The following is a 17861-nucleotide window of genomic DNA, read 5'->3' as shown; positions in this document are numbered from 1 at the left end:
TGCGCTCCGCTTGCGAAACACCTGCAGAAACGACCACCTGTCCACGAAAGCCTTCATCTACACGAGATGCGATGTGCCAGGATCAACGGCGTGGGCGTGTACACACCTGGACAGGTCGTCGAGGAGACCGGGTTCAGCCTCGACACCCTTCGGTACTACGAACGGATCGGGCTGCTGGAACCGGTCGGCCGTAACGCGGCGGGCCAGCGGCGGTTCAGCGAGGACGACGTGAGCTGGCTCGGCATGATCCGCTGCCTGCGCGACACCGGCATGCCGATCGCGGAGATGCTGCGCTTCGCCCAGCTCGTACGGCAGGGCGAGCACACCATCGAGGACAGGATCGCGCTGCTGGCGGAGCACGACCGCAAGGTCGAGGCCCAGATCGCCGACCTGCGCCAGAAGCAGGGCGGGATCCAGCGGAAGATCCAGTACTACAAGGACGTGCTCACCATGCGCGACATGCTTCCCGACTGCGAGCAGACCTCCTGAGACGCGCACGTGCCCGGCCTGCCGGTGAGCAGGCCGGGCAGATGAGTCAGGCCGAGCGATAGGCCTCCGCCTGGAGGTTGTAGAGGTCGGCGTAGAGGCCGTCGAGGGCGATCAGCTCCTCGTGCGTGCCGTGCTCGCGGACCTTGCCGTGGTCGAGCACGTAGATGCGGTCGGCGTAGCGGACGCTGGCGAGGCGGTGGGTGATGAGCAGCACGGTCCGGCCGTCGGCGTGCCGCCGGATCCGCTCGAACAACGCGTGCTCCGCCCTGGCGTCGAGGGCGGCCGTGGGCTCGTCGCAGATGAGCAGGGGCGAGTCCCGGTAGAACCCGCGGGCCACCGCGATGCGCTGCCACTGCCCGCCCGACAGCTCCTGGCCGTTCTTGAACCGGCGGTCGAGCAGCGTGCGGTAGCCGCGCGGGAGTTCGGCGATGACCTGGTCGGCGCCGGCGACCTCGGCGGCGCGGACCACCTCGCTCTCGTCCTTCTCCATGCCCATCGTGATGTTGTGGCGGGCGGTCAGCGGCCACCGCGTGTGGTCCTGGGCGATGACCGCGATCCTGCGGCGCAGGCTGTCGGGATCGACCTCGGCCAGGTCGACGTCGTCCCACCGGACACGGCCGCCGTCCGGCTCGTAGAGCCCGGCGAGGATCTTGGCGAGGGTCGTCTTGCCCGACCCGTTCTCGCCGACGAGGGCCACGACCTCCCCGCGCTCGATGCGGACCGAGACCCCGCGCAGGGCGGGGGCCGGCGCGGCGGGATAGGAGAAGGTGACCTCATCGACCGTGATGCGGCCGAAGTCGTCGGGGGCCGTCCGCTCACGGGCGGGCGGGATACGGCCCTCGGCGTGCGCGATGAAGTCGAGGAAGTCGGTGAAGTAGAGACCCTCCTCGTAGAGCCGGTTCGTCGCGTACATGAAGTTCGACAGCGAGGTCTGGCCGGACCGGATGGCCAGCACCGCGGTGCCGGCCACCGCGAGGGGCACCGCGCCCGCCGCGAGCAGCAGGCCGAGCGTGACGTAGACCGCGCCCTGCCCCAGACCGCCCAGGGCCTCGCCGATGACGCGGGCGACGGTCTGCCGCCGCGCGAGGTCGAGGATGACGCGCTGCTCGCCCCGGGCGACCCGGTCGAACGTCTGCAGCAGGAAACCGCGCATGGTGAACGTGCGGACCTCGGCCGCGGTGTCCTTGTCCGCCAGCAGTTCCTCGATGATCCACTTGCGCCGTCTGGCCGGGACGAGCACCAGGGCGGTCGTGTAGCGCATCCTGGCGGCCCGGATGGCCGCCCAGGCGTCCGGGACCACCGCGAGCAGGAGCAGCGGCAGCAGCACGGGGTGCAGCACGCCCAGCACGCCCGCCGCCGCCGCGATGCCGACCAGGCCGGACAGCGTGTCGATGGCCGTGCTCACGACCATCTCGGCCATCTGCATGCCGCGCATGCGGGCCCGCTGCAGGGCGTCGTGGAACTCGGGGTCGTCGAAGCAGACGAGGTCGACCTGGCTGGTCAGCGTGTAGAGACGCTCTTCCGTGATCCGGCTGACCTGTGGTTCGAGCCGGGACTGGGCCCAACCGGCCCCCGCCTGCAGGGCCGTGCGCGCGGTGGCGGCCAGGCCCACGAGCAGCAGGCTGGGCAGCGCCGCCCGGATCCGCTCCGGCGTGGGGCCCGCCTGGAACAGCGCGGTCAGCACGCCCGTCGTGGCGAGCAGGCCGAAGGCGGTGAAGACGCCGCCGAGTGTGCTCAGCGTGACCGTGGCCACGGTGTCGCGGGGACTCGCCTCCCAGGCGATGCCCAGCGCCTGGCGGACCAGCCGGGGCAGCCGCCGCGCGACCGTGAGGAAGCCCAGCCCTGCCATCGTGCCGTAGTGCCGCGCCCACTGTGGAGATTCGACGTCCGCCATGTCCGGCAGGTCGTCCTCCGACAGATGATCAGGTCCCCCCTGTTGTGTGACCGTCATGCCTGCAGTGTGAGCGCCCGAACCGACAATTTCCCGGGGCCCGGTCGCGGTGGTCGCTTTGACGCACGCCCCTAACACCCAGCCAGGAACCGTATACAGAGACGTTATCGGTACAAACTTGACGGCGTGCCGACGTAGGTGGGTTGATTGGGCCTGCTGACAACGTTGTCAGCCATATGTGTCTTCGGGGAGCCCGAAATCCTCGTGAAAGCCTGAAAGGAATGCTGTGATGAGACGACGGTGGATGGCGGCCGTCGCGGTCTCTGTTGCGGGTCTGCTCACTCTTTCGGCCTGCGGCGGCGGTGACAAGCAGGAGAGCGGTGGCGAGGCCGCGAGGAAGGTCGAGGTCTTCTCGTGGTGGACGGGTCCCGGTGAGGCCGACGGCCTCAGGGCGATGCGTGAGATCTTCGCCAAGCAGAACCCGAACCTCGAGTTCTTCGACGCCGCGGTGGCGGGCGGCTCGGGCGACCAGGCCCGCGCGCTGTTGTCGAGCAAGCTGCAGGCCAACCAGCCCCCGGACACCTTCCAGGGCCACGCCGGCGCCGAGCTGCAGGACTACATCAAGAGCGGCAAGCTGGAGTCGCTGAACTTCCTGTACGACGACCTGAAGCTGAAGGAGGTCTTCCCTCAGCAGCTCATCGACCAGATCACCGTGCAGGGCCAGGTGTACTCCGTGCCGGTGAACATCCACCGGTCCAACGTCCTGTGGTTCAACCCCTCGGTCCTCAAGAAGGCCGGCGTCGACGGCGCGCCGAAGACCGTCGAGGAGTTCGTCACCGACCTCGGCAAGGTCAAGAAGTCCGGGAAGATCCCGCTGTCGATCGGCTCGCAGTGGACCCTGGTGCACCTGCTCGAGTCCGTGCTGCTCGGCTCGCTTGGCACTGACGCCTACAACGCCCTGTGGACGACCGGCGCCGACTGGACCAACGCGAACGTGACCAAGGCCCTGGAGAACTTCAAGACCATCCTGTCGTACGCGGGCAGCCCGCAGGACGACTGGCAGCCGGCGGCCAAGCAGGTCGCCGACGGCGAGGCGGCCTTCAACATCATGGGCGACTGGGCCTACGGCTACTTCCACAACCCGTCGCCGGGCGGTCTCGGCAAGGAGTCGCACAAGGACTTCGACTGGGCCGCGTCGCCGGGCACGGACGGCACCTTCATGTGGCTGTCGGACAGCTTCACCCTGCCCAAGGGCACGCCCAACCGCGACGGCGCGATCGCGTGGCTGAAGATGGCCGCCGGCAAGGAGGGCCAGGACGCGTTCAACCCGCTGAAGGGTTCGATCCCGGCCCGCAAGGACGCCGACCAGTCCCTCTACAAGGACTACCTGTCCTGGGACCTGGAGCAGTGGGCGAGTGACAAGCTGGCCGGCTCGATCCAGCACGGCGTGGTCGCCAACGACCAGTGGCGTCAGGCGATCACCGACGCGGTCGGCCTGTTCCAGCAGGACAAGGACGTCGCCAAGTTCCAGCAGGCGCTGGTCGCGGCGGCCAAGAACAGCGGCCAGTGAGCTGACCTCCTCGTACGAGCCCGGCCGTCCCGCGTCAGCCGTCCCGCTCAGCTCGCCGTACGGTCCCGGAGGGGCAGAGGAGGGCGCTCGCCTGAGCCCCGCGGAACCAGCCGCGTGGCCAGCTCGATCCTGCTGGTCGGCTCCTCGTCCCCGGCCAGGCGCATGAACAGCAGGTCGGCGGCCGTACGGCCGAGCCGGGCGGGATCCTGCGCGACGACGGTGACGCCCAGCAGGTCGGCCAGTTCGAAGTCGTCGAACCCCACCAGGGCGAGGCCGCCCGCGGCGCCCGCGTCGGAGGAGCCCGTGAGCGAGGCCAGCGCCCGCAGGATCTCCACGGTGGTGCGGCCGTTGCCGGCCAGCAGCGCGGTCGGAGGGTCGGGCGCCGTGAGCAGCCGGGTCAGGTCGGCCCCCACCCGTGGCGGGTCCGGCGCCCCCATGACCACCAGGCCCTCGTCGTACGGCAGGCCGGCGGCGGCCAGCGCCTGCCGGTAACCGCGCAGCCGTTCGGCGGCCGTGAAGATCCGGGGGGAGCCGCCGAGGAAGGCGATGCGACGATGGCCGTGCGCGATCAGGTGGGCCGTGCCCGTCCGGGCCCCGCCCGCGTTGTCGCACAGGACGGTGTCCGCCTCGCACCCCGCCCCGGGCGGCCGGTCGGCGAAGACCGCCTTGAGCCCGGCCTCGAACTCAGGCGCGAGATAGCCGTGGTCGCTCCCCGCCGGCACGATGATCAGCCCGTCCACGCGGCGGGCGCAGAAGGCGAGCACGAGATCGCGCTCGCGGGCCGCGTCCTCCCGGGACGACCCGGTGAACAGCAGACAGCCGTGGTGCAGCGCGGCGTCCTCCACGGCGCGGATGAGGCTGGAGTAGAAGGCGTCGGCCACATCCTCGATCACCAGGCCGATGCTCGCCGTGCGGCCCCGGCGCAGGATGCGCGCGCCGTCGTTGCGGCGGTAGCCGAGCCGCTCGATCGCCGCCTGCACGCGGCTCGCGGTCACGGCGTTGACGCCGGGCTCGCTGTTGACGACGCGGGAGACGGTCTTGAGCGCCACACCGGCCGCGGCGGCCACGTCGTTCATGGTCGGACGGCCGCGTCTCGTCTCTCCCACGCAGAGATCATCTCCCATTTGATGATCCCGGACAACGTTGTCAGGTTCGTGGTGAGAGATGGTCGCCGGGCTGTGCGCGGCTCGCGCCTCCGGTGGCGCGCAGGTCGGCCTCGATCCTGGCGGCGGTGGCGAGCAGCGGGGGGAGCAGGTCGCGGCGGGCCGACTCCACGGTGGTGCGGCTGGCGTGCGAGGAGACGTTGAGCGCCGCCACCACCCGGCCGCCGCGGTCCCTGATCGGCGCGGCGATCGAGCGCAGCCCCTCCTCCAGCTCCTGGTCCACCACGGCCCAGCCCTGGGCCCGTACGTGGTCGAGGGCGGTGCGCAGGACGACCGGTGACGTCGTGGTGTGCGGGGTCAGCCGTTCCAGGTCGGCGCGGGCGAGGTAGGCGTCGAGGTCCTCCGGGGGGAGCCCCGCGAGCAGCACCCGGCCCATGGAGGTGCAGTACGCCGGGAAGCGGGTGCCGATGGCGATCGTCACGCGCATGATCCGGGCCGTCGGCACCCGGGCCACGTAGACGATGTCGGTGTCGTCCAGCACGGAGACCGACGCCGACTCGTGCACCTCGGCGACGAGCCGCTCCAGGTGCGGCAGCGCGACCTCGGGCAGGGAGAGGCTCGACAGGTAGGCGTAGCCCAGCTCCAGCACCCGGGGCGACAGCGAGAACAGGCGCCCGTCGGTCCGCACGTAGCCCAGGCCGGCGAGCGTCAGCAGGAACCTGCGCGCCGCGGCGCGGGTGAGACCGGTCTTGCGGGCCACCTCGCTGAGCGTCAGCTCCGGGCTCGCCGCGTCGAACGCCCGGATCACAGCCAGGCCCCTGGCCAGCGACTGGACGTGCTCCTCCGCCATGACCGCCCACCTCCCGACCGAACCCTAGCGCCGGCCGCTCCCGGAGAGAGACGGCCGGGCGGATCATCGGCCGGTAGGGTTTGGCGAATGATGAGGGGGATCACGGACAATCGGGGAAATTTGCTGCTGGTGGGCGGTTTCGTCCTGGCGGCGCTCAACCTGAGGCCCGCTCTCGCGGGCGTGTCGCCGCTCCTCCCGGCCATCATGGGGGATCTCGGCCTCAGCCCGGCCGGGGGCGGCGCCATCACCACGGTGATGGTGGTGTGCCTCGGTCTGCTCGCCCCGGCCGCGCCCGCGCTGGCCACCCGGATCGGGCTGGACCGCACGCTGCTGGCGGGTCTGCTCATGGTGGCCGCCGGTGTCGCCCTGCGCAGCGCGGGCGGCGTAGCCGCGCTGTACTGCGGCGCCGCCCTGGCCGGCACGGCCATCGCCGTGATGAACGTCGTCATGCCGGGCCTCGTCAAGCAGCACTTCCCCGGCAGGATCGGGCTCTTCACCGGTCTGTACGTCTCGGTCATGGTCGGCGGGGCCGCCATCGCCTCGGCGGTGATGGTCCCGCTGGCCGGCGAGGTCGGGTGGCGGGCGGCGGCCGGGTCGCCGGCTCTGCTCGCGCTGCTGGCGGCGGCCCTGTGGTGGGCGGCGCGCGCGAGGCGGACCGCGCAGGACCCGGCAGCCACGATTGCGGGGCGGGCCGGCCGTTCCCGTCCCGGCGACGCCGGCCACCGCCCCTACGCGGCCCTGCTCCGGACGCCGGCGACGTGGCCGGTCATGGCGTTCATGGGGCTGCAGTCGCTGACCTTCTACGTCCTGCTGGCCTGGCTGCCCACCGTGTTCCAGGCCGCCGGCCTGCCCGCCGACGAGGCGGGATATCTGCTGGGCCTGACGAACCTGGTGCAGATCGCCGCGGCGCTCGCCGTCCCCCTGCACGCGGGCCGGGCCCGGTCCCAGACGCCGCACGTGGTGGTGGCGGCGCTTCTGACGATCGGCGGATATCTGGGCGTGTTGCTCGCGCCCACCACCACGCCATGGCTGTGGATGATCGTCCTCGGGCTCGGCCAGGGGGCCTCGATCGCGCTCGCCCTGCTGATCATCACGCTGCGGGCACCCGACCCGGCCTCGGTGACCGCGCTGTCGGCGGTCGCCCAGTCGAGCGGTTACCTGCTGGCCGCGATCGGGCCGCTGGCGTTCGGCCTGCTCCACGAGCTGTCCGGCGGCTGGACCGTGCCCCTGCTGGCCGGGCTGGGGGCGTGCGCCCTCCAACTGGTGTCGGGAATGCTCGCCGCCCGCCCTACGCGGACGTAGTCAGCGCGGCAGCCGATCGAGGTCGATGGTGATGGGGAAGGGGGAGTCCACCGTGAGGCGGGTGTGGTGGACGCCGGTCACCTGATATCCGGCGCCGTCGGCGTCGAGCTCGAAGGAGTAGACGAAGGGCCGGAAGTCGGTGCTCTCGACCCGCCAGAAGTGCGGGATGCCGGCCGCCGCGTAGTGCCGCGGCCGCAGGTCGCGGTCCGAAGCGGCCGCGTCGGGGCTGACGACCTCGATGACCAGGCGCACCTCCTCGGCGAGATAGCAGGTCCTCCCGTCGTCGGAGGCGGCGAGGTCGTCCACCAGGGACACGTCGGGACGGGCGCGTCGATCAGGGCCCAGCAGGACGTCCATCCGGCTGACCGCCACCAGGTCGCCGGGGACCTGCGCGTTCAGGGCCGTGCGCAGGCCGTAGGTCATGCGCTCGTGGAATCGGGTCTGGGGGCCCGTGAAAATGAGGCCGGCGTCGTCCTCGCCGTCCCGCCGCTCGGCGGCGGGGGGCCGGAGCCGGGAGAACCGATCGGAGACGCCCCCGGCCCCGCCTCCCTGGCGGGGCTGGAGCCAGTCATCGAGCACGCTGGTCATGGCAGAAGCCTAGCGTCACCGTCGGTGATGACCGAACTACCCGCGTCGCCCTAAGCCGGGTCGAGCGGGCGCAATTCGTCGGCGTATCCGACCGAAAGACGGCGCATGGTCCCGTCGTCGGTGATGGAGTACTGCCCCATGCGCCACAGCGGTGGCGAGTACGCGTGGATCGAGACCGAGCCGGGCGCCTCGCCGGTCAGCCGGTGGATGTGGTCGGGCCCGAACGAGAAGGCCTCGCCCTCCACGACCGGCGTCTCCAGGTGGACGCCGCCGATGCGCGGGTTGCACTCCTTCAGCTCGCCGGCCACCACGCGGACCGCACCGGAGGAGACGTCGTGGTCGTGCCAGCCGGTGTCGTCCCCGGGCCGCCAGCACAGCAGCCACACGTCCACGTACGAGTCGCGGTGCAGCGAGACGTAGTGGCGTCCCCCGTCCTGCGCGCCCTCGAACTTGAGGTGGTGACGCCACAGCTCGGGCCGGGCGGCCAAGTCCTCGACCAGGGCGAGCAGCTCGCGGCGGTCGAGCGCGCGGGCGGGCAGGTCCCCGATGGGATCGGCCGAGAAGGCACAGAGCGCGCCTTCCTGGATCGTGGGCGTGCTCATTGGTGCGACTCCTTCCGGGACAGCAGGCGGCCGGGATTGGCCACGCGGACGGCATGATCGACAGCTCGTTGTGCGATGTCGCCGGGGTCCGGCCACGCCGACTCGGCGTACGGCTGGTCGCTCCCGGCGACGAGGACGTCGATCCCGAGCTCGCGGATCACCGCGTCGGCGGCCCGGGGGCCGTAGGACGACGTCTCAAGGAACAGGTCGGGGTCCACCAGGCCGCGCCCGGCGGCGCCCCGGCTCAACTGGCGCTCCCTGTGCAGCGGGGCCAGCCCGGCCAGCAGCGCGAAGCACACCTTCAGCCGGGGATGCCGGGGCCGGCCGAACGCCTCGAACGCGTACCAGGCGGCGTGCATCTGCTGCACGTACGGCACGACGGCGGCCCACCAGGCCGGGCCCTGCGCGGCGGCGGGGCCCGGGTGGACGAACAGCGGCAGGCCGCGCTCCTCCAGCACGTCGAGCAGCGGGGCGGCCAGGGCCAGCCCCCGGGCGTCGCCGAGCGCGGTCGCCGGAAGCTGCAGCCCGGCAAGGCCCTGATCGAGGGCGTGCGAGAGCCGTACGGGATCGGGGTCGGTCACGGGAGCGGCGGCCCAGGCCCCGAACGGCGCGGGCAGCGCGCGGGCGTCGGCGTGGTAGGCGTCGATGAGCGGCCACGCTTCCTCCGGCGGCAGGTGCTCGATCCCGAGCGGGCTCGACAGGGAGACGAGAGCGAGGTCGAGGTGGGCGTTGCGCCTACGCCGGACCTCCACGTCGTGGTCGGCCGGATCCGCCTCGTACGGCGGCTCGCCGTCGAGGACGAGCGTCCATCCGTCCAGGTACGGGGGGCGGGTGCGGCGGCGCAGCGCGTCGACGAGGGACGGCGTCCACAGGTGCTGGTGCACGTCCACGCTCATCTGCCCACCCCGCTCATCTGCCCACCCCTCGACTAAGCCGGTATTCCCTACTCAGAATACATGCTTTGCGGGCGGATGTGACCCGGGGCGGATGGCACGCCCGCCCCGGGACCGGTCAGTCGTCGCCGAGGATCATGTTGAGGACCCAACTGATCACGCCGACGATGATGGCGCCCCAGAAGGCGGCCACGAACCCGTCGACGTGGAAGGGGAGGTCGAGCTGCTCGGCGAGCCAGCTCGTGAGCAGCAGCAGGGCCGCGTTCACCACCAGGGCGAACAACCCGAGCGTGAGCACGTAGAACGCGCAGCCGATCGTCTTGATGATCGGCTTGATGACGGCGTTCACGAGGCCGAAGATCAGCGCGACCGCGAGGAGGGTGCCGATCTGCTTGGCGGTGGAGCCGGCGCTGACGGTGATGCCGTCCACCAGCTTGGTGGACGCCCACAGGGCCGCGGCCACCACGATGATCTTGAGTATGACCTTCACCTCAAGGATCCTTCCACGGCACGGCAAAGAGTGCGCGGCTCGTGTGTGGCCGGAATGGGCGGCCTGCGCCCGGCGGCGGGGAGAGGCGGCAAAAATCCCATCCGATTCCGGCGGTCTTTCTCCCCTCTCGGGGGTATGAGCGGCAAACCGGGGGGAAACCGGTGAGTTGGGGGTGAGATCGAAATGGACGCGGAAGAGATCGAGTCGCTCCCCGCGAAGGAGCTGCACGACCGCGCCGTGCGCTACGCCGTACGGCACGGGGACCTGGGATTCCTGTGGGATCTGCTGAAGGTCATCCCGGCGGCCGAGGCCGCCAGCGGCAACAGCGACGAGAGCGCGAACGACCTCAGCAGGGTCTCGGCGCTGCTCAGCGACGCGATCGGGGCGGGTGAAGGCGAGCTCGGCGACGCGCTACGGCCGGTCTACATCGACTATCTGTCCAAACACCCCGACGCCTGAGCAAAGGGACGAACGCTCAGCAACTTCTCATCTCCGCACGTCACAATGGCGGCGTGGTCAAGACACAGGTGCTTGTCGTCGACGACGAACCCGAGGTCCGCGACGCGATCGCCCGGGCGCTCCGCGTGGAGGGGTACGGCGTGGCGACCGCCGGGGACGGCATGGGCGCCCTCGACGCCATCGACGGCGCGGCGCCCGATCTCGTGGTGCTCGACGTGCTCATGCCGGGCATGAACGGCATCGAGGTCTGCCGGACGCTGCGCGGAGACGGCAACCGGCTGCCGGTGCTCATGCTGACCGCTCTGGACGGCATCGGCGACAAGGTGGCCGGCCTCGACGCGGGCGCCGACGACTACCTGGTGAAGCCGTTCGCGCTGGAGGAGCTGTTCGCCCGGGTGCGCGCCCTGTTACGCCGCACCGCGCCGCCCCCGGAGGCCGGCTTCGCCGACCTGGTCCTGCTGCCGGACAGCAGGCAGGCCCGGCGCGGCCGGCGGCTCATCGACCTGACCAGAACCGAATACACCCTGCTGGATCTGCTGATCCGCAACGGCGGCCAGGTGCTGACCCGGCAGCTCATCCTCGAACGCATCTGGGGCTACGGCTTCCGGCGCGGGTCCAACCCGCTGGAGGTCTACATCGGTTACCTGCGCAAGAAGACCGAGGCGGGGGGCGAACCGCGGCTGATCCACACCGTCCACGGCCTCGGGTACGCGCTCAGGGAGCCCGCCGCCGCTCCCGCCGCCGGGGAGGAGCGGTGAAGCTCCGCTGGCGGCTCGCGATGGCCTCCGCGCTGGCCGGCGCGGTGAGCGTGATCGTCGTGATCGTCGCCGCGTACGTCATCACCTGCCGCCGGGTCGAGTGGGCGATGGACCATTACGGAACGTACGAGAGCTACGGAGGCTACGGCGACCCGCCCCCCAACGGCGTGCTGGCCGCTCTCGCCGACGTGGACGACCTGGGCTGGCCCTTCCTCGCCGTGGCGCTCGGAGGCCTGGTGCTGTCGGGGGCGCTCGGCTGGCTGGCCGCCCGGGCCGCGTTGCGGCCGGTCAACGCGCTCAAGGACGCGGCAGGGCGGGTGGCGACCACCCGAGACCTGACCACGCGCATCGACGTGACGGGAGACGACGAGCTGAGCAGCCTGGCCCGCAGCTTCAACGCCATGCTCGACGCGCTGGAACGGTCCGCCAAGTCGCAAAAACGCCTCGTCGCCGACGCCTCCCACGAGCTGCGTACTCCGCTCACCGCCCTGCGCACCAACATCGAGCTGCTGATGAGAGGCGACCTGCCGCAGGAGGTCCACGAGGAGGTGAGCCGGGCCGTGGTGAGCGGCCTGGAGGAGCTCACGGCGCTCGTCTCGGACGTGGTCGAGCTGGCCCGCGACGAGGAGCCCGCCGTGCTCGTGGAGAGCGTGCGCCTCGACGAGCTCGTGGAGCGGGAGGTCGCCAGGGCGGCCAGGCACTGGCCGTCGACGGCGTACTCCGTGTCGGCCGAGCCGACGGTGGTGCGGGGCGTGTCCGACCGGCTCGCCCGGGCCGTCGCCAACCTGCTCGACAACGCGGCCAAGTACAGCCCGGCCGGCGGCCTGGTCGAGGTGTCGCTGCGGGGCGGCGTGCTGACGGTGCGCGACCACGGCCCCGGCATCTCCGCGGACGACCTGCCGCACGTCTTCGACCGCTTCTACCGCGCGCCCTCGGCGCGGGCGCTGCCCGGATCGGGGCTGGGCCTGGCCATCGTGGGACAGGTCGTGGACAGCCACGGCGGCAGCGTGTCGGCCACCCCGGCCCCCGGCGGAGGGACGCTCGTCCGGCTGGCGCTGCCAGTAGGCTGAGGTCATGGGCTCTGTACGCGTCGAGCGGACCGAGGACGGGTTCGTCGCCCGCAACGAGAGTGGCGCCGAGATCACGATGGGCTCAGGTGACGGCCTGTTCAGTCCGGTGGAGCTGCTGCTGGCCGCCGTCGGCGGCTGCAACGTCATGACGGTCGAGCCGCTCACCGCCAAGCGCGGCCATCGGCTCGTACGGCTGGCCGTCGAGGTCTCCGCCGACAAGGAGAGCCCGACGCTGCTGCGCTCGGTCACCGTGACCTACGACGTGGAGTTGCCCTCGGAGGACACCGGTGAGGTCTTCGAGGCCGTCGCCGAGCGGGTCCACGAGCGTCACTGCACGGTGAGCCGGTCGCTCCAGAAGGGCACCGAGGTCAGGCTGGACCTCGGGAGGTAGCACGGGCGGGCGATGCCCGTTCGGATGTAGGCCGGAAATCAACCTGCCGATGACGAGTTCATGACAAGGCCCCTTGTAGGGTTGAAGCAAGTCCTCGGGAGAGGGCGACAGACTTTCTTGAAAAGGACGCGGATGGGGGAACCGCGTCCGGAAAGCGGGGGACCCGCCGGTGCCTTTGGGGAGGGTATTCCTGGCGGAACCGCTTTGATCCGGAGCCGGGCAGTTGGGGGACTGCCCGGCTCCGGCATTTCCAGGGTCCTGTACCCGTTCTCCTCCCGTCCGTCCCCTCCCGTCCGTCCCCTCCCGTCCGCCCCGTACGGACCAGGGGGAGGGCCCCGTCCGGACTAAGGGGCGGGCCCCGCACGGACCAGGGGGTAGGTCTGTGCGCGACCGCTCCGGGACAATGGCCTTTGCCTTCGTAAACCGGCGATCTTCCTTTTGCTCAGCGGCTCCGCTTTTGCGGCGGGCCGCTTTTGCGCGCCGTCTCCGGCGAATTCCTTTGCGGTCTCTTGGCGTAAAGCCTGCGCGCTTTGCCGTACGCGGAGGGGATCTCCGTCACGCGCCGTCGGGATCAATGAGGCGGGGCGGCGGGCAGGGGGCCCCTCTTGGGGGAAACGGGACCCAGAGGTAGATCTTCTGGGCGGTATGCGGCTTTTACTTTGCTACATCCTGACTCGTCCTGTAGTGTCCTATTTGCCGCCGACCGGTGGCTGGATTGGACTTGGAGAGGAGATCACCGTGGGTGACCCCACATCGATCTCCGAGCCAAGGCATCTCGGATCACACGTCTGACTCACGACGGCCTTCCGGCCGATCGCCATAGCTTCAGCGCACACGCCTCCGGGTGACTGACATCTCCTGCCCGGACACGTGGCCCGTCTTCGCGGTCTGCCGCATGCAGGTCCCTAGATGACGCATGGCCATTCTCTGTCGTCTCACGAAAGATCCCCAGCCCTGATGAAGACTCTGTTTGACGTGCGTGGCAACCGACGCCTCACCGCCGCGGCCACGCTCGTCGGTGCGGCGGCAGTCACCGCGTCCCTCGTGGCCGCCGTGCCCGCGCCCGTCGAGCAGCCGGTCAAAGAGGCCGTCAACATCTCCGCCGCCATGCCGGCGCGCCAGCCCTCCCTCGCCATCCCGGCGCAGGAGGAGGTCCTGCTCCAGGGCAGCACCACCGGCTCGTACTTCTGGGACGACGCCTCCGGCCGCCAGGGCGACACCGGTCTCCCGGCCATCGGCAAGCCCATGCAGCAGGGGATGTTCGCCAGCCCGAGCTGGCCGCTCGGCACCGAGGGCTACATCTTCTACAAGGGCAGGACGGCCAAGTTCTTCATCGGCGACCGGGGCCCGGGCGTCCCGTCGGACAGCGGCGTCATGCTCGACATCGACGGCAAGACCTTCGCCGAGCTCACCGGCACCAACTGGAACGAGGACACGCTGACCGTCGGCGGCGACCTCGGCCACATCCCGATCCAGTACGTCATCACGAAGTGGGGGGACGGGCCGGGCCTGCGCGGCGAGCCGGTGCCGTTCTCCAGCGGCGCCTGGCGGAGCTGAGTCACGACATTTCGATCAGTGAGCGATGTGCGCGACCTTCGCGGGGCTGCTAAGGTTACCGACATCGCAGGCGCCGCTAGCTCAGTTGGTTAGAGCAGCTGACTCTTAATCAGCGGGTCCGGGGTTCGAGTCCCTGGCGGCGCACCAGACGAAAGCCCAGGTTGGCACTGCCGACCTGGGCTTTGTCTATGTGCTCGTCGTCTCCGCAGCTCGCCGCGCCCCTCCTTCCGGTTCACGGACCGTGCGCGCAGTGCAGGGGACCTGTGCCGCGCACAGTAAAGGGGCCGTGCCGCGCACAATGCAGGGACCGACCGCTGTTCGCCCGCGACGTCAAGCCCGCCTGGTCGGCCTGGTCCAAGGACTTCGTCGACGGCGGCATCGCGCGGCCTGCCGCCGGGACGGCCCTCTCGCACCCGGTCTACCGGCGAGATTTCTGCGCAGGTTCGCGCGGTGTCCGGTCTGAGCCTCTGCCCCGTCATCGCCGTCTCCCGCTCGGTCGTCTCCCGCTCGGCTGTCTACCGTGCGGCTTTCTGTCGCTCGCTTTCTGTCGCCCGGCTGTCTCCCGCTCGGCTGTCCGCCGTGTGGCTTCCTGTCGCTCGCTCTCTGTCGCCCAGCTCCCTCCCCAAGGTTCGTGGGTCGTACTGGTTGTGACCCCACGTTTGTGCTGATCAGGCTTGTTTTCGAGCATGTGTTCGGTTAATCTTGGGAGTAGTTCTTACGGGTGAGCGTGGTTGGTGCTCTGGTCTGTGGCCCATGTGCCGGGTTGATGAAGTAGCCGAGTCTGTGTGAGTAAGTCCCGGTCCGCCGGGAACCCGTCGTGCTTTCGTCTCCGGTTGTGGAAGGGGGTGCCCGCCGATGCCAGGCCCGTCCGCGCCTGCCTTGTTTCCGCCGCCCCCCGCTCCTCAGGGGCGGACCCATCGGCCCCTGTCGTCGGCGCCCCGCGGGCCCGGCGCGTCGTCCTCGTCGCCTGTGCCGGCCGCTTCAGATCATGCCCATTCCTCCTCTTCGTTCGGCATGGGCGCGGCCGGCGTGTTTCCACCGCCGCGAACCGCGGTGCCGATTCCGGACGGGCTCGCGCTGATCCCTCCAGGTGCGGAGCTGGCCGGACTGCTGGGCGCGGTGAACGTGGAGCGCGTGTCGGGCTTCGACACGGTTGAGGTGCTCAAAGCGGCCTACCGGCAGATATGTCATGACCGGGCGTGGTTCTTGCGGGCCTTGCTGGAGGTGGGGCTGCGGGACTCGTTCTCGGGTGACGAGGTGGCGCGGCTGGAGGTGCCGGATGAGTTCGGCCCGGATGAGGCGCGGGCGGCGCTGGTGTGGTCACGCCGCCGCGCCGACTCGACCTTCGAGCTGGCCTGGAATGTCCACCGCCGGTTGCCGATCCTGGGGGAGGCGATGCTGGCCGGGACCCTGGACGAGCCCCGGGCGGTGGCGTTCGTCCGCTGGACCGTTGGGTTGACCGATGAGCAAGCCGCCCTGGTGTGTGAACAGCTGGTGCCCCAGGCACCGTCCTGGACGGTGGGGGAGTTGATCGAGCGAATCCAGCGCCTGGCGTTGGCGATCGATCCCGCCTGGGCGGAGCGCCGGTACACCGAGGCGGTACGCCGCCGCCGGGTGGTGGGGACTCGCAACGAGGACGGCACCGCGACGGTGTCCGGGCTGGACCTGCCCCTGGATCGGGCGGCGGCCGGCTGCGACCGAATCGATGAGCTGGCCCGGGCGTGCAAGCGGGCCGGTGACCGCCGTCCGATCGATCACATCCGGGTGGACCTCTTCCTCGGGAGCCTGGACGGCACGTTCGAGGGGATGTCGGATGAGGAGATCATCACGCATATCCTCTGCCACCCCTTCCACGACACCACCGACCCCCTCGGCACCCCAGAAGACGATGCCGGCAACACTCCCGACGGTGACGAGGATTCCGGCGGCGGCAACACTCCCGACGGTGACGACAACCCTGACGGTGACGTCGATCCCGGCGGCGGCATCACCCCCGGCGGTGACGACGATCCCGGCGGTGACGATCCCCACGGCGGCGGCGACAACCCTGACGGTGACGTCGATCCCGGCGGCGGCATCACCCCCGGCGGTGACGACAATCCCGGCGGTGACGATCCCCACGGCGGCGGCGACAACCTCGACGGTGGCGACACCCCCGGGGGCGACGACGATCCTGACCGCCCCGGTCGCGCTGGCAGCGTGAGCCCTGGCACTGATCTCGACCGTTTCTGCGGCGGCGGTGGCGTGCACCCTGACAGCGACCTCGATGAAAGGGACGGCGGTCGCACCGGCGGCGCTGCCGATTTCACCGACGCTTACGGGGACGCGGCCGAAGGCGACCGTGACGTCGATACGTGTAGGAGCCCGGGGAATGACTCTGGCGGATCGTCGCCCGCGAGCGGGTCACATTCAACGGACCCGCACCCGGCAGGGTCGGAGGAACCAGCGCCTGGGGCGCCCGTACCTGATGATGAGACCGAACGGGGCGGGGCCGGGTCAGATAAGGCTGGGCCCGATGCGGATGGGCCCGATGAGGCCGTGCCTTATGAGGTCGTGCCGTGTGAGGCAGGGGCCGACAGAGCGGGGCTGCGGCATGTCCAAGCTCGTGCAGAGGCGGATACCGGTGTCTGGGCGGGCGCCGGAGGGTGGCCGGTGCGGGAGATCCGGGTCGAGTTGACCACGTTGCTCGGCCTGGACGAGCATGCCGCCCACCTGCCCGCTTGGGGAGTGATCCACCACTGCCTGGCCCGGCGCATCGTCGCAGGCATGCTCGGCGGGCAGTGGCGATACGCCATCTGTCACGACGACGGCCACCTGGCGCTGACCGGACTCACCCGGGCCCGCCCTCACACCCCCGGCCAGCGTCGCCCCACCCGCGACCGGCGGCGCGGCGGCATCGTCGAACTGCAGATCACCGTCAGCCGCCTGCGGGTGCTGGCCGCCCAGCCGGTCGGCGTCCTCGGGGCATGGGCACCGGTCGTCGCCGACCTGTCCGCCCACGCCACACCCCTCCTTAACCTCGGCGAGGGGGCCGCTGCACCTGACGGCACCGCATCCGACTGCGCTAAACCCGACTGCGCTAAACCCGACTGTGCTACCCCCGACTGCACCGCGCGCCTGGACGGTCTCGCACCCCGCTGCACCGCCCGCCTGGGTGATCCCGCACTCGACGGCAACGCCCTGGGCGGCCCCGCCCGGGACCGCGATGAGGCCGAGGCCCGGTACGAGGACCGGTGCAAGGGCTGGCACGAGGACGGCACGACGGATGATGCGGCGGATGGTGCGGCGGGCAGGCGAGCAGAGGGGCTGCAGGGCGGCGCATCGGATTCGGAGCGGCGGCGGCAGGCCGGTGCGGCCTTACGACGCTATGTGCAAATCCGGGGCCGGGTCTGCTCCTGGCCCGGCTGCCGCACGCCCGCCACCCGAGCCGACCAGGACCACATCCTCCCGTGGGCGGAGCAGGGGCCCACGAAGGCGGAGAACCTTCACCTGGCCTGCCGCCATGACCACCGCGCCCGGCACCATGGCGGCTGGAGCGTCAGCACGGCCGGCCCCCACCTGGTCATCTGGACCAGCCCGCTGGGGCACCGTTACCCCAGCCCTCTCCCGAAGATCATCACCTCCGCCTGCGATCCGCATCCCCGAAGTCGGCGCATCCCGTCGCCCTATCGGTACCTCGGCGACCTTGCCGACACCCCCACCATGACCCCGATGCCCGAACCAGCACTTCGGCAGGAGGCTCCGCAACCGGGCTCGGAGGTAGCGGCGCCATCGCGCGAACTTGACGAGCCGCCCTTCTGACATCACCCACGCATCGGCCGTCCGCCGCACTGGCAGGGAAGGCCAGG

General features: G+C 70.8%; 16 protein-coding genes and 1 tRNA gene. 10 read left to right on the top strand and 7 right to left on the bottom strand.

All coding sequences use genetic code 11. From position 1 onward, the window contains the following. Positions 1-90 precede the first annotated feature (90 nt). Entirely contained in the window at positions 91-489 is a 399-nt protein-coding gene (locus tag ACGFIB_RS23245) for a MerR family transcriptional regulator (RefSeq protein ID WP_244311160.1), read from the top strand. Positions 490-535: 46 nt separating this feature from the next. On the opposite strand, the gene ACGFIB_RS23240 is transcribed toward ACGFIB_RS23245, so the two are convergent. Further along, positions 536-2440 (bottom strand): ABC transporter ATP-binding protein, encoded by a 1905-nt coding sequence (locus tag ACGFIB_RS23240; RefSeq protein ID WP_393374842.1) that lies wholly within the window; start codon positions 2438-2440, stop codon positions 536-538. Between the two features lie 229 nt (positions 2441-2669). On the opposite strand from ACGFIB_RS23240, the gene ACGFIB_RS23235 reads away from it, so the two are divergent. Then, positions 2670-3950 carry an ABC transporter substrate-binding protein gene (locus ACGFIB_RS23235; RefSeq protein ID WP_393374840.1) on the top strand — a complete coding sequence of 427 codons (1281 nt, stop codon included), beginning with the start codon at positions 2670-2672 and terminating at the stop codon, positions 3948-3950. 47 nt (positions 3951-3997) lie between these two features. Here the strand turns inward: ACGFIB_RS23235 and ACGFIB_RS23230 are convergent, their stop codons facing one another. Together ACGFIB_RS23230 and ACGFIB_RS23225 are read right to left on the bottom strand one after the other, a co-directional pair. Beyond that, positions 3998-5056, bottom strand: coding sequence for a LacI family DNA-binding transcriptional regulator (locus ACGFIB_RS23230; RefSeq protein ID WP_393374837.1), 1059 nt, complete (start codon positions 5054-5056; stop codon positions 3998-4000). A gap of 40 nt (positions 5057-5096) precedes the next feature. Next, positions 5097-5903 (bottom strand): IclR family transcriptional regulator, encoded by an 807-nt coding sequence (locus ACGFIB_RS23225; RefSeq protein ID WP_357246101.1) that lies wholly within the window; start codon positions 5901-5903, stop codon positions 5097-5099. 129 nt (positions 5904-6032) lie between these two features. Here ACGFIB_RS23225 and ACGFIB_RS23220 point away from each other — a divergent pair, with 129 nt between their 5' ends. Next, positions 6033-7205, top strand: coding sequence for a CynX/NimT family MFS transporter (locus ACGFIB_RS23220; protein WP_393374834.1), 1173 nt, complete (start codon positions 6033-6035; stop codon positions 7203-7205). On the opposite strand, the gene ACGFIB_RS23215 is transcribed toward ACGFIB_RS23220, so the two are convergent. From ACGFIB_RS23215 to ACGFIB_RS23200, 4 genes are all read right to left on the bottom strand, one after another. Beyond that, on the bottom strand, positions 7206-7793 hold the full coding sequence (locus ACGFIB_RS23215) for a Uma2 family endonuclease (RefSeq protein WP_357246095.1): 588 nt from the start codon (positions 7791-7793) through the stop codon (positions 7206-7208). Positions 7794-7843: 50 nt separating this feature from the next. Beyond that, positions 7844-8395 carry a cysteine dioxygenase gene (locus tag ACGFIB_RS23210; protein ID WP_142571956.1) on the bottom strand — a complete coding sequence of 184 codons (552 nt, stop codon included), beginning with the start codon at positions 8393-8395 and terminating at the stop codon, positions 7844-7846. Further along, positions 8392-9291 carry an amidohydrolase family protein gene (locus ACGFIB_RS23205; RefSeq protein WP_393374831.1) on the bottom strand — a complete coding sequence of 300 codons (900 nt, stop codon included), beginning with the start codon at positions 9289-9291 and terminating at the stop codon, positions 8392-8394. Before ACGFIB_RS23205 ends, ACGFIB_RS23210 begins: the two co-directional genes overlap by 4 nt. A gap of 115 nt (positions 9292-9406) precedes the next feature. Further along, the gene (locus ACGFIB_RS23200) at positions 9407-9778 is read right to left on the bottom strand and encodes a phage holin family protein (protein ID WP_142571954.1); all 372 of its coding nucleotides are present in this window, start codon (positions 9776-9778) and stop codon (positions 9407-9409) included. Between the two features lie 183 nt (positions 9779-9961). Here ACGFIB_RS23200 and ACGFIB_RS23195 point away from each other — a divergent pair, with 183 nt between their 5' ends. The 7 genes from ACGFIB_RS23195 to ACGFIB_RS23165 all read left to right on the top strand — a co-directional run bounded on the left by ACGFIB_RS23195 (position 9962) and on the right by ACGFIB_RS23165 (position 17814). Further along, on the top strand, positions 9962-10237 hold the full coding sequence (locus tag ACGFIB_RS23195) for a hypothetical protein (protein ID WP_142571953.1): 276 nt from the start codon (positions 9962-9964) through the stop codon (positions 10235-10237). 53 nt (positions 10238-10290) lie between these two features. Continuing rightward, a complete protein-coding gene (locus ACGFIB_RS23190) occupies positions 10291-10995 on the top strand; it encodes a response regulator transcription factor (protein ID WP_142571952.1) in 705 nt (234 codons plus the stop codon). Beyond that, entirely contained in the window at positions 10992-12065 is a 1074-nt protein-coding gene (locus tag ACGFIB_RS23185) for a HAMP domain-containing sensor histidine kinase (RefSeq protein ID WP_142571951.1), read from the top strand. The genes ACGFIB_RS23190 and ACGFIB_RS23185 overlap by 4 nt, the downstream gene beginning before the upstream one ends. A 4-nt stretch (positions 12066-12069) precedes the next feature. Further along, positions 12070-12456 (top strand): OsmC family protein, encoded by a 387-nt coding sequence (locus tag ACGFIB_RS23180; protein ID WP_357260851.1) that lies wholly within the window; start codon positions 12070-12072, stop codon positions 12454-12456. 975 nt (positions 12457-13431) lie between these two features. After that, positions 13432-14013, top strand: coding sequence for a hypothetical protein (locus ACGFIB_RS23175; RefSeq protein ID WP_357246087.1), 582 nt, complete (start codon positions 13432-13434; stop codon positions 14011-14013). A 70-nt stretch (positions 14014-14083) separates the two neighbouring features. Next, positions 14084-14160, top strand: a tRNA-Lys gene (locus tag ACGFIB_RS23170). 867 nt (positions 14161-15027) lie between these two features. Beyond that, positions 15028-17814 (top strand): HNH endonuclease signature motif containing protein, encoded by a 2787-nt coding sequence (locus tag ACGFIB_RS23165; protein ID WP_393374827.1) that lies wholly within the window; start codon positions 15028-15030, stop codon positions 17812-17814. Positions 17815-17861: the final 47 nt, after the last annotated feature.

The organism is Microbispora bryophytorum, assembly GCF_043197435.1.
Classification (GTDB): domain Bacteria; phylum Actinomycetota; class Actinomycetes; order Streptosporangiales; family Streptosporangiaceae; genus Microbispora; species Microbispora bryophytorum.
The sequence above is the reverse complement of the archived record's forward strand: the minus strand, read 5'-3'. Positions and strand labels throughout refer to the sequence as shown.

Excerpts from the sequence above, each read along its gene's own strand:
- ACGFIB_RS23210 (WP_142571956.1), bottom strand. The coding sequence starts at position 8,395 with ATGAGCACGCCCACGATCCAGGAAGGCGCGCTCTGTGCCTTCTCGGCC.
- ACGFIB_RS23240 (WP_393374842.1), bottom strand. The coding sequence starts at position 2,440 with ATGACGGTCACACAACAGGGGGGACCTGATCATCTGTCGGAGGACGAC.
- ACGFIB_RS23235 (WP_393374840.1), top strand. The coding sequence starts at position 2,670 with ATGAGACGACGGTGGATGGCGGCCGTCGCGGTCTCTGTTGCGGGTCTG.
- ACGFIB_RS23215 (WP_357246095.1), bottom strand. The coding sequence starts at position 7,793 with ATGACCAGCGTGCTCGATGACTGGCTCCAGCCCCGCCAGGGAGGCGGG.
- ACGFIB_RS23205 (WP_393374831.1), bottom strand. The coding sequence starts at position 9,291 with ATGAGCGTGGACGTGCACCAGCACCTGTGGACGCCGTCCCTCGTCGAC.
- ACGFIB_RS23180 (WP_357260851.1), top strand. The coding sequence starts at position 12,070 with ATGGGCTCTGTACGCGTCGAGCGGACCGAGGACGGGTTCGTCGCCCGC.
- ACGFIB_RS23225 (WP_357246101.1), bottom strand. The coding sequence starts at position 5,903 with ATGGCGGAGGAGCACGTCCAGTCGCTGGCCAGGGGCCTGGCTGTGATC.
- ACGFIB_RS23195 (WP_142571953.1), top strand. The coding sequence starts at position 9,962 with ATGGACGCGGAAGAGATCGAGTCGCTCCCCGCGAAGGAGCTGCACGAC.
- ACGFIB_RS23165 (WP_393374827.1), top strand. The coding sequence starts at position 15,028 with ATGGGCGCGGCCGGCGTGTTTCCACCGCCGCGAACCGCGGTGCCGATT.